Below are 12,722 nucleotides of genomic sequence, written 5' to 3'. Positions count from 1 at the left end.
AATGAAGTAGATCTAATGGCAGCATAGTCATAGCTCTCTACGCTATATCTACAATGGCTTGACAAAACACACTTTTTTTGTTAATTACGGCTTGAAAAGTGAATTCGTCGTCCGTACAGGTGGAAAAGTTATAGTTTTTGGTAATTTCGTAAAAGGTACTGATCTTGTCTGATAATGTTTTAGCTCGCTTCCAACATAAATTTGAGCACATCAGCTCACTTTTTGATGAGCTCAAAGGACTAGCTGACTCTTTACCAAGCGATCGTTTTAGTATTGTTGCTCTAGGTATTTACAACCAGGGTAAAAGCACTTTATTAAACCAGCTTATTAGTGATTTTAACAACAGTACTTTTAAAGTTTCTGATATCAGACAAACACGTGAAGATCAGGTGTTTTGCCACGATAATTACTTTTTTGTTGATACTCCTGGCCTAAATGCTGATGCTTACGACGATGCTGTAGCAGTGCACGCTCAACAAAGAGCAAATATGTATTTGTTTGTTCACAAGATTACGACAGGTGAGCTCAACTCACAAGAGATTGGGTTCTTAGAGCAATTTGCTAACAAACAAGGTTTGGCTTCCTTCTTTGATAGTACTATTTTTGTTTTGACTAATATAGCCAATTGCTCTGATGAGCAAACAAATTCAGTAGTAATCAAAGTCAAAGAGCAATTACGCTCCAATTTTGGCGCAGCTTACAACTATAAGATTATAGCCGTAGACTCCTTACGCTATGCCCAAGGAAATCTTGAGCACAAAGAGCTTTTTATTAAAAAGTCTTTTATTGCGGAGCTAAAAACACTTATTGAGCAAACAAAGAAGCAACTACAGCCACAATTACAAAGCATTAAGGCAGAAAAAATTGCCCAAAAACTACAGCCTCTAAAAGAAGAGCTTTACTCATTTAGAGACCAAATCAGTCAAGAAAAGGCTAAGCAAGAGCACTTATTAGAAACTGTTAATAAGAAGTTTCAAGCTAAACTTGAGCAGTATCAAGAGCAAGAAGAGCTTACCTACAATGTTGATTCTTTGCTTGATGATATTGCCTTTTTAACTGATCTGCAAAACAACGATTACGATGAAATAGAGTATGAGCACCAAAGATCTCACTGCTACGACATTTGTGATCGCATTGATCGTAATGAGCAAGTCTTAGAGCAGTTAAGACAAAGCATGATGGCGGAGTTTGACTTTGATCCATCAGTTGACTTTGAGTGCCCTAAAATAGAAATGCTCAATGAGACCATTGACTCTTGTGAGCACATGCTTAACAACTGTGAGCAATTGCTCAGCATTGTTTCCCATTTAGAGGCTACTACTTAAATTTATCTACTATCTGAATTACAACCACTATCTGCTACTACTTATAGGTAATAGCAGCCTCCAACTCCAACTCGTTAACTATTATTTTCTTTCCAAATAAGTACTTAAGGAGAAGCGTTGTGAAAGAATTTTATGAGGCCCTAGAAAAGCTCCAACCTCGCCGTAGCAATGTAGAGGCTGCTCGTAATGAGCTTAATCAGGTGATTAATGGCTTTGCTAAAAACATTAAGGCCATCAATGTTCCTATTGCTAACCCTGATTTTGCCTATTTCTTAAACCTTTATAAAGAGAACCTTTCTGGCAATATCGATAAGTGGCTTGAGTTCTTTGCTGATTTAGAGAAGCAAGAAAAAATCCGCTCTGATCTTGAGAACTCCTTTATCGTGGTAATTTATGGCAAGGTAAAGGCAGGTAAGAGTACTTTAGGTAATTATGTAGCTGAACACAGACTACCTAGCCAAAGCGTTCAATTTGAGGTTTATGACAAGCAAAACCAGTCAAGAATTTCCTCATCAGTTGAGGGCTTTAAGACTGATATTCTTGAGTGTACTGCCGAAATTCAGCTATTTAAAATTGGTGCTTTAGCTTGGGTTGATACCCCAGGCCTTAGCTCTATGACTAAGGAAAATGGCGATCTAGCTCGTAACTATATCGACAATGCTGACTTTGTAATCTTCCCTACCTCCTCTGATTCACCATTGCAAAATGATGAAATTCAACAGATTGCGGAACTGATTGCCGTTTTAAAGAAGAAGCTATCAATTGTCATTACCAAATCTGATATTACCGAAGAGGATGAGGTTGATGATGAAATTGTGCAAATAGTCCTTAACAAGGACGAGGCTACTCGTACCGCCCAGAATAATGATGTCAAAGCACGTCTTATTGAGCAGTTACAGAAACGCCAGGTTGACTATAATCAATCTATTCTTGGTGATGTTATCTCTTTATCTGTAAATACCGCCTCTCGTGGCCATAAAGGCGATAACGACCTCTATGATAAATCTAATATTGAGCAATTTTACCAAATGCTAACTGATTCAGTGTTAGCAAAAGCACAAATGCTTAAGCAAAGCGCCCCATATGATAGCCTATCATCCTTAATTACTAAGATTGTAGGCTCTAATTCCATTGATAGGGAAGAAACCCTAGCCAATCTCAAGCTCAAGCTAGCTGATCTTAAGCGTACTGCCTCTAATTTAGAGTTTGATGCCCAACAGTCTGTAATTAATCTTAAAAGCAATATTACCAGCTTAATTGTTAATGAGTTAAGCACTGTAGAAAACACCATTACTAAAGAAAACTCAGTAAGCGTATTAGAAAGCTGCGTTAACAAGATTCACCAGCAAGTGCTTAAGCTTATGCAAGAAGAACTAGCCTCAGCTTTTCAAAACTTTGATACTAGTTCTTTTGGTCAAATGTCTATCAATGCTGATGATCTTAAGATTACCGATCGCACTGCTACCATTACTCACTATGTTGTAGAGCGCCGCTCTAGAAGAGGAGGATTTTTATCAGGTCTCGTAGGTGCAACTCTAGGCTTTATAGCTGGTGGCCCTTTAGGAGCAGCTGCTGGTGGTACTGCTGGCTACGCCCTTGGCCGTAAGAGTTCTGGTGGTGGCACTAGAACTTACACCACAGAGGAAGTGGTTGGCGACAATAAGCAAGAAATGCTCAGCCAATTTACTAATAATCTCATGAATTATTACAGCGATGATTTCCAAAAAGAGATTGTTTCCTTTGTTAAGACCAACTTAACTACTCCAATCCATACTGTGATTGAGCAATATGAGCAAGAGATTAACCAGCTAGAAAGCACCCTCTCTAAGCTCCAAGCTCAATACGCTAAAAAGCAGCAATAGCAGCGCTAAACTTAACTTAACTTAACTTAACCAGTGCTACTCATAAGCCCAAACAAGCAGCTAGCACTGGCATTAGCTTAGCTTAGCTAAATTTCTAGAGTGTTAACCCCAACCAGGTACACTTTATCCTGAGAGCTAAGAGCTATCAAATATGGCTCTTAGTTAAGGCACCAACCTGCCTTTAACGCTTATAGAAAGTTACGCTTAAGGCTTACTAAATAAGCCCCATAGGGCTATAAACCACATGATGACCAGAGACAACTATTTTATTCTGGCCTTTATGCACTCCATGCCTAACCTCCTTTAGGAAAGGCTAAGGATAAAGACATAGTAGGCCTGCCTTAAGGCAACTTAAGTTAAGCGCCCTGCTCTGTTAGTTAAGTAGTTTTCTTATTTTTACCAATTTTTAGTTGTAGTATTTTTTTATGAACGCCATTGAAGCCTACTCCAAAATTAATCAGCAGCTTAATGTCATTAAAGAGTCTTTAAGCAAGTCTGCACTTTCTGATGAGAATTACGCCATTGAAGAGTTGATTGAAAACATCAGCAACAAACTTAATGACTTTCGCCCTAAAATTATGGTCTATGGCTGCTACAATGCAGGCAAGAGCACCCTATTGAATGCCATGGCTGGAGAGGTTCGTGCCACTATGGGCGATACTCCTGAAACCTATAAGGTGCAGCCTTTTGATTTCCCTAAATACACCATTTATGACACCCCTGGCATTAATGCTCCTATTGAGCACGAAGAGGTAACTTTTGAGCAATACAAAAAGTGCGAAATTATACTCTTTGTAATGAGTAATGATTTTGGTGTAGAAGATCTCAATGTCTATTCTAAGCTCAAAGAAATCATTGATAACAATAAGCCATTAATCATTGTGCTTAATGATAAGATGACTAAAGGTTTTGACCATGAGGACACTGCTCGCCAGATGCAAAAGATTTTTTACAATCTGGGCAAGTTGGAAGTACCACAAGAAAAGATCGACAGTATTAGTGTGGTTTATGTCAATGCTAAGAACGCCTTAAGAGGTCGTACTGAGAACAAAAATCTCTTGTTAGAGAAAAGCAATATTAAGGAGCTAGAAGCTCGTATTGAAGAGCTCTATGGCCGCACTGGCATTAAAGAGGTAATTGAGGTGTTAAACCTTAATATTGAAAATTACCTTAACTCCCTAAAAGCCAAGCTCCAAGGTTCTGAGATTAGCCAGGAAGTAAAAAGCTTACGCAAGCTCTTACAAAACTTGGTACAGCAAAAGCGTGCTAGCTTACAAACTGTTGAGTATGTCATTAAGAGCGGTCTGGCTCCAATGCAAAGTGAAATTGTTGCCAGCTTAAACAACAATGATCAAAACATTGAGCCAATTGTGACCCAATACCTTGAGAGTGTCGCTGACAATTTAGCCAATAACTTCTCCATTATTAATGAGACTCTTAAGAGCTCCTTAGTACAATTTGCTATTGACTATATGGATCACGACTTTAAGCTTGATGGCAATATTGATATTCGTCAGTTTATTGATGACAAACTCAATGGCAGTCGTGATTTAGCTGTAGCTGATGTTCCAAAGATGCAGAGTGCTAATTTCGATAAGAAGGCTCTTACTGGCCTCCCTGCTTTAATAGGCACTGTATTAGCTGCTACTAAGTTTGCTCCATACGCAGCCCCAGTGGTTGCCATTGCCAGCCTCGTAATTGGTGTGATTTCTATTTTCTCAGGCAATAGCTCCTCACGAGAAGATGAAGCCCGCCAAGCCCAGTACGATGCCAAAACTCAACAAGAGCGTGAGCGTGCTATTGCTATCCAAGAGGCTGCTCGTAATATCCAATACAAAGTTGAAGATCAATGCATTAAGCAATCTAGAAAGTCCGTACAAGAGATTTTCGACAACACTATTCAAGTAGTAGAGCAAGTATTGCAAGAGCAAGAAAGCAAAGCTGGTATGAGCGCCGAGATCTTAGAGCAAGTTCGCAAAGTAGAAACCATGCTCCCATAGCTCCCTCACAACCATCAGTAATTACTACTGAGAACAAAGATTAAAGTTCATTGAAATACTCCAAAGTCAATAAGTTTAGGTCTTAACTGATCTATCTTATTGGCTTTTTTGCGCCTGCCCCATCGCCCGCCCAGCGCAGCTCCAGCGCCGCTCCCAATTTTTAGCGCCCGCCCCAGCATCGCACCAGCAATTCATAAGTGCCTAACCAACGCCATGCCAACGTTTGAGCAGCACCATTTACAGCGTTTCACAAGCTCTGCCTTGCGCTTTAGCTATCACTTTGCTGGCCCAATCATCAATTGATATGCTACTTACCAGCATTTTTACCCTACTTTTTTTAGATCCTACTAAAAAATATTAAATAATAAGCCAAATTTCGCTAAAATATTAGGTTCGCAGGTTTGACTTGAGAGAGTCTACCTATCAGGAGCTGTTCTTTTATTTTCAAGGCCTACCTGATCTTTAGAAAAATACAAATAAGATGCTATTTTATTAAAGCTTGTCTTTTATCGTGCTATTAAACATTGACTAAATAAGCCTAAATCTGGACAACTTTCACTCTAAGACCATATTAATTGTATTTTATCTTGCTGTTTATTACTTTACATACTTAACAAGGATGTTTAGCTATGGCTAAAAACAAACTGGTTGCCCCTGTTGTTAAATGGGTGGGAGGCAAACGCCAGTTGTTAGATGATATTACTCCCCTACTGCCTAAAAGAATCACATCTTATTGTGAGCCTTTTGTAGGTGGTGGTGCAGTATTTCTTTCTATTCAACCATCTAAAGCCATAGTAAACGACCTTAATAGTGATCTCATTTTAGTTTATGAGACCATTCGTGATGATGTTGAAGCACTAATTGCCGACCTCAAAAAGCATGAAAATACTCCTGAGTACTTCTATGCCATTAGAAATTTGGATAGAGATCAAGAGGCCTTTAAAGCTTTCTCAAAAATTGAGCGAGCCTCTCGCTTGCTGTATTTAAACAAGACCTGTTTTAATGGCTTATACAGAGTTAACTCCTTTGGGCAATTTAATAGCCCTTTTGGCCATTACAAACGTCCTAATATCGTAAATGAGGATATCCTTAGAGCAGTGAGCAACTACTTTTGCGCCAACAATATTACTTTTTGTAATGAGGACTTTGCCCTAACCCTTAGTAAAGTTACTAAGGGCGGCTTTGTATATCTTGATCCACCATACGACCCAGTATCACAAACAGCCCACTTTACCCAATACAATAAAGGTGGCTTTAACCGTGATGAGCAAATTCGCCTTAAAGAATGCTGCGATGCCCTCAACCAACGTGGTGTAAAGTTTATGCTCTCCAACTCAGCCACCGAGTTTATCAAAGAGCTCTATCAGGATTACAACATCTCTATCGTTAAGGCCAAACGATATATCAACTCTAACGCCAAAAAGCGTGGCTCCATCGATGAGGTCATAGTAACAAACTACTAAGAAGAGCCCAAGCCCTTATTAGTTCAAAGAGCACCCTTTATCGAGCCCTTGCCCTAATGCACACTAAAGTAATAGCAATAGCCCTCTTACCCACAACCAATAGAGCCAAGATGCCATAGCCATAAGCAAACAGCTAACCTTGACTCTATTGTGCGCCCGCTTCCTACACTTGCTCAACGCTAAACTTGCTTTACATAGCATGGCAATAATTAAGCTAAATGCGGCAACAAAGCTTATAAAATAGCTCGATCAGGAATACAACATCTCTATCGTTAAGGCCAAAAGATATATCAACTCTAACGCCAAAAAGCGTAGCTCCATCGATGATAGCCATAGTAAGAAACTACTAAGAGCCCAAGCCCTTATTTGTTCAAAGAGTACCCTTTATCGAGCCTTACCCCTAAAGAGCAATAAAGCAATAGCCTTAGCAATATCACCCATTACCCACAACCAATAGAGCCAAGATGTCATAGCCACAAGTAGATAGCTAACCTTGACTCTATTGTGCGCCCGCTCCCTACACTAGCACAACGCTAAACTTGCTTTACAAAGCATGGCAATGATTACACTAAACTCAGCAACCGAGTTTATCAAAGAGCTCTATTAGTATTACAACATCTCTATCGTTAAGGCCAAACGATATATCAACTCTAACGCCAAAAAGCGTGGCTCCATCGATGATGGTCATAGTAATAAACTACTAAGAGTTCAAGCCTTTATTAGTTCAAAGAGCACCCTTTATCAAGCCTTTGCCATAATGCCCCCAAAGTAATAGTCATACCCATCTCACCCATTACCCACAACCAATAGAGCCAAGATGCCATAGCCATAAGTAACAAGCTAACCTTGACTCTATTGCTCGCCCGCTCCCCAAATAGGCAACACGCAAATAAAAGAAAAGCTCCTAAGCATTACTGCCTAAGAGCTTTTCATATTAATGAATTAATAGACTAAAGCTACTGTTGGACTTACTTATCCAATGGGTGGATATTAAGCTTTGGTAAGGACTTAACTATCTTCATAGTTTCAAGAGAAACAGTAATAACTCTTAAAATAAGGTTAAAGATATACTTCTCATCTCCCATTTCTTTAGCGTAGTCATTAAAGTCATTAACAATGCCGCTGTCCTTATCAGTAGACACTTTACACTTATTAATAAGCCAGTCTAGGCCAGACCTATTGTTGATAATATACTCTTGAGCTTCAAGAGGAATGTTCTTAATGGTAATGGTATTGTTGTAGATAATGGTTGAGCGATCTTTAGCAGCATCACCCTTTTGCCCAGCAATCTTTCCATAGGCAAGCTTTTCTAGCTTATAAGAAGGAGCATCAGCCATCTCTATGGTGCAACCATCATATGGCTTTACCGTTTCATAATTAATATGCAGATCAGCTAAAGCACGACCAGCCTGTTCAAAAGCAGCAAATTCCTCATAAGTAGCTACACGAGGAATACGAGCCAGCTCCTTTTGTAGGTTGTTAGCATAAGTACTACGATACTCAGAGCTATGGAGTATGCCATAAATATAGTAGAAAATAGCATCCACATCGACTTTATCAGCATGATCAGGATAAGCATCCTTAAAGTGCTTAACCGCCTCTTCATTAATGCCATCGCTGCGCACATAGCCATGTTCGTCAGGCTGAACAGACTTAAACTCTCCAATCACCCCACCCTTAGGAGCTTCGGTATAAATGTAGCGTGGGAGACATTGTGTACCTGAATCTAAAAGATTGATATCAGTTATACAGTTTGCGATAAAGCATGACGAGTCTAAACGACCAACACCAGAAATAGTGATTGTAATGTTTTCAGCACCACTATAAGGGAAGAGCTTTGGCATTAGTGCAGGTCGTTCTATCCAGAAGTTATTAAAGTATAAATTCTGTTTAAAGAAAGGGCGATATAAAGATGTTCTGATACAGTTATCATCAAAGTTTGGGCTTTCAACAAGCTTATCAAATTTCTTATTAAGAGCATCAGTCCACTTAATTTTTGATAAGTTATTATCTTTTTTATAATCAGAAGATAAATTGCTCTTTAACTTTATTTGTTCATTGTAAAAAGCAATACAATTAGAAAAACTTGAGTGTAATCTTATAAGACTGGAATTGTAGTCCCAAACGTCTCTATTAGTAGCAACACCTAAACTAATATTATTAAATAAAGCTAAGCCATCACTCTTTTTACCATCAACAGTGATAAATTTACCAAAATCTGAGCGTCGTTGATTGAGCCAATCATTGTGCTCATCAGGAACAATTTCAGATAATTGAGCATTTTTAATAGTTCCTAGCAGAGCAAGCTGACCAAGCTTTTCTTCCCTGCTCATGTAGTCATCAACACAACCAAAGTAAATCTTACCTTGCTCACTGGCATTAGGGTTTTTAACCAAAATAGTAATGGCAATAGGAGCACGGCTTCCAGAACCAAAGACCTTTCCACCTTGACGACGAGATTTATCTCCTGTTGTTCTTTGGTTTCCTTTCAAGTGGTAAATGTAAATAGAACTAAACTCTTCTGACATACATTTACGCATGCCGTTAGCAGATGCACTATCAAGCCAACCTGCATTAGTAACAAATGCAATAACGCCTTTATCGCCTAACTTATCAGAGGCCCATCTAAAAGCTTTGATATAGCTATCATAAAGTTTTCCTTTTAGGTTCAGTCCTTTTGCCTCTTTGACATATGTATCCTGAACACGTGTATCTACACCGTTATCACCTAAGTAACGATCATTTTGGTTGTCATCGTTGGCACTTTCTTGTCCCACAGAGTAAGGAGGATTACCAATAATGACACGGAGGTCGAGGCTGTCGACTTGCTTGCGGCGGGAGGTGTTTTTGCCAATGGAGTCCTTAAAGATTGGGGCTATTTCCTCGTCGTGCAGGGCAAAGGTGTCGGTTAGGACTGTGATGTTGTTTGGAGCGTATGGGGCCTTTGGGAAAAACTCTTGGTAGACTGACTCCATATTGATTGAGGCTACATAGTAGGCAAGAGGCATAAGCTCAAAGGCATGAAGCTCATTAAAGTACTTATATGGCAGCGCATCACGAGGGATTAAATCCTCAGACTGCATTAGTCGGGTAATAAAGGTACCTGTACCAGTAAATGGATCAAGGACATGTACGCCTGGGTCGGCAAAGGTCTGACCAAACTCTTGCTTTAAGATGTCATTTACGGAGTGGTTAATAAAGTCCACTACTTCTAGTGGGGTATAGACAATTCCCAGCTTTTCCTGTTGTTTAGGGAAAGCTACTTTAAAGAAACGGTCGAATAAGTCGACAATTACGGATTGACGCTCGGCAATGGTCTTTACATTTTGCATACGAATGCCAACCGATCTGTAGAAGTACTCCAGTTCCTTGTTAGCTTTATGCAACCCATTGTCGTCAAATTTCTCGAGCATATCAGTAAGTGCTTTAGCAATTGGGTTGTTCTGAGTAAAGGCATAGCCCTTAAAGAGAGCATCAAGCACTGGCTTAATTACGATATGCTGTGAGAGCATCTCAATTACTTCGTCATCGCTAAGGGAATTACTACCAAAGAGAGCTTCGTTAACATTTTGGCTAGCATCTTGGTTAGACTTATGACCATTGATTGAGCAAGATAACTGATCCTTAAAGTCATTAAAGGCATAGCGCAGCTCTTTGTTTTCGGTGTTATTGAGCTTGTCTTTGATAAAGGCTACCTGATTCTTACAGATTTCAGCTACATCCTCGGCCCATTCTTCCCACTCACGGCGATTACCAAGCTTCTTAATAATGGCTGACTTGATGGTATTTTCTACCTTAAATACAAAGTCCTCACCAATAAGAGTAGTTTGCTGAGGAATTGGATCAACAGGATCAATACAGCCACCACCACCAGGTTGGTGAGGAGTATTGGCCTGAGCTTTGCGCTCAATAGCATTATGGTTAACGCACACTACTTCGATACGATCGCTTAGTTTTTCTAAGGCACCGTCGACTATGACATCATTAGGGTTAATGGCTTTTAAGGCCTTGAGAACTTGCCAAATACAAGCAAACTTATCAGAGCGGCTTAAGGCATTATCAATATTCTCTAAATTGTCCACCACCACTGGCAAAATAACATAGCCACGCTTCTTGCCTGGAGCACGTCGCATAACACGGCCCACAGTCTGCACTACCTCAACTTGAGACTTACGTGGCGATAAGAAAATAACAGCATCAAGCGCAGGTACATCAACGCCTTCGCTTAAGCAGCGAACGTTAAATAGAATTTTGCAGTGATCTTGTTCTGGCTCTTCACGAAGCCATTGGAGAAGGGCTCCTTTTTCATTCGCATTCATAGAGCCATCAATATGCTTACAATCACAGGTTAGTTGGTGATTAGCAACATATTCGTACTCTTGCTCCTCAAAAGCATCACGCTCTTTATTGGCAAGCTCTAAAACTTGGTTGCGATAAATATTGACAACATTATCAAACTCTTCTGTAAAAAGCTTTGAGGCAATTTTAATGTTCTTAGCATCTCTATTAATAACTTGAGCAAAGCCTACTGCTCTTTTCATTGGTTGGGCATCATCTTGTAAGTCTTCCGAGGTACCATACTTGTTAAGAGCCTTCCAGCTACCAATAATACGAGCAGCTTGATCATCATTAATTTGCTCAATGAGAGTACTATCATCTCGAACAAAGCGAGAGTCTGAGGCCAGAATAAGAACTTTATAGTCTACAAGACAGCCTAATTGAACGGCCTCATCAAAGTTTAAACTATGGAATACTGGGCCAAAGACATCATTATCATCCATAGAGTAAAGAACTACTTCATTATTATCTTTTTGCTCTTTAGCAGCTTCACCATAGATCTTTGGGGTAGCAGTCATATACAAGCGCTTTTTAGCGTGTATGTACTGGTCATTATGGACACGAGTAAAGACAGCTTCCTCATCGTCAATAAAGTCTAGCTTTGACTTACGTGACTTGGTTTTAGCTTTTGGCTCCTGCTCAGCCTCTGTAGTTGCTTGGGTTGGGGCTTGGGTTTGCTCGGCATTGATGGCACTAAGGTCGGTGTCCTTTAGGAGGCCGCTTTGAGCAAGGATTTCCTTTTTAGTAATATCTGGATTGATAAGATAGCCACCTGCGGTGCGGTGGGCCTCATCGCAAATTACCAAGTCAAAAGGACGCATGCCTAAATTGTTTTGAGCAAGAGCAATAACTTCAATGGACTGATAGGTTGAGAAAATTACAACCATGCCTTGTTCTTGTTGTTGCTCTTTATTCTTAAAGGCATTTTGTACATGCTTTGCTAAATCTTGCTCATTGGTAGTAGCAGGGTAGTTAAGCTCATTAAGAGTTAACAGATTATCAATTGAGCCACTCTTAGTCTTTTTGCCCACAGTTGTATCAGAGCACACAGCAAAAGCTCTAATTGGAAATTCACTTTGTTGTTTCCAATCAGATAAAGTCTGGCTTAAGAGAGCTAAGGATGGCACTAAGAATAGAACGAAACCATTATTCTCAGTTTGAGCTTCGGCAATCTTTAATGAGGTATAGGTCTTACCTGTACCGCAAGCCATAATAAGCTTGCCTCTATCATGAGTTTTAAAGCCTGAGATGACGTTTTGTAAAGCCTCTTTTTGATATGGTCTTAAGTTGCGCTTAGTTACTACAACTGAGCCATATTTACTATATTTCGACCAATCAATGTTGGATTTAGCAAGTTGTTCTCTATCAATCAAAATACAAGGCACAGTCTTGCTAGCTAATGTAGGTTTAGCATTGCGCGACCAATCGCTATTGGTAGCAACCATCATGCGACCAGTAAAGAATGGGGTATCAGAAGCAGCCAGAAAGGAGTCGATTTCCTTTTTAGGAACCTTAGCATCCTTAGCATAAAACTTACATTGAATGGCAGTGTAGGTTTGAGGCTCATTGTCTAAGCATAAGTTGGTAGCTACTAAGTCAATACCAATGTCTTTATTATGAAAGTGCCCAGGCTCGCAATTAACAAACACGATAAATAAGGGATCCTGCCATTTTGGTTAAATGATAACGTTAGATGGTAGATCTTTAACTTAGATCTGAAAAGATACTAACAGT

General features: G+C 39.7%; 5 protein-coding genes. 4 read left to right on the top strand and 1 reads right to left on the bottom strand.

Annotation, left to right across the window (positions count from 1 at the left end; translation table 11 throughout):
- Window positions 1-164 precede the first annotated feature (164 nt).
- The 4 genes from MXE38_RS11005 to MXE38_RS10990 all read left to right on the top strand — a co-directional run bounded on the left by MXE38_RS11005 (window position 165) and on the right by MXE38_RS10990 (window position 6,650).
- The gene (locus tag MXE38_RS11005) at window positions 165-1,325 is read left to right on the top strand and encodes a GTPase (protein ID WP_246914834.1); all 1,161 of its coding nucleotides are present in this window, start codon (window positions 165-167) and stop codon (window positions 1,323-1,325) included.
- 119 nt (window positions 1,326-1,444) lie between these two features.
- On the top strand, window positions 1,445-3,187 hold the full coding sequence (locus MXE38_RS11000; protein WP_246914831.1) for a dynamin family protein: 1,743 nt from the start codon (window positions 1,445-1,447) through the stop codon (window positions 3,185-3,187).
- A 425-nt stretch (window positions 3,188-3,612) separates the two neighbouring features.
- Window positions 3,613-5,187 carry a GTPase gene (locus MXE38_RS10995; RefSeq protein ID WP_246914828.1) on the top strand — a complete coding sequence of 525 codons (1,575 nt, stop codon included), beginning with the start codon at window positions 3,613-3,615 and terminating at the stop codon, window positions 5,185-5,187.
- A gap of 629 nt (window positions 5,188-5,816) precedes the next feature.
- Window positions 5,817-6,650, top strand: a complete 834-nt coding sequence (locus MXE38_RS10990; protein ID WP_246914825.1) for a DNA adenine methylase — start codon at window positions 5,817-5,819, stop codon at window positions 6,648-6,650.
- Between the two features lie 968 nt (window positions 6,651-7,618).
- Here MXE38_RS10990 and MXE38_RS12540 read toward each other — a convergent pair.
- Window positions 7,619-12,637, bottom strand: a complete 5,019-nt coding sequence (locus MXE38_RS12540; RefSeq protein ID WP_246914822.1) for a type ISP restriction/modification enzyme — start codon at window positions 12,635-12,637, stop codon at window positions 7,619-7,621.
- Window positions 12,638-12,722 lie beyond the last annotated feature (85 nt).

Source organism: Anaerobiospirillum sp. NML120448 (assembly GCF_023050945.1).
Lineage (GTDB): Bacteria > Pseudomonadota > Gammaproteobacteria > Enterobacterales > Succinivibrionaceae > Anaerobiospirillum.
The sequence above is the reverse complement of the archived record's forward strand: the minus strand, read 5'-3'. Positions and strand labels throughout refer to the sequence as shown.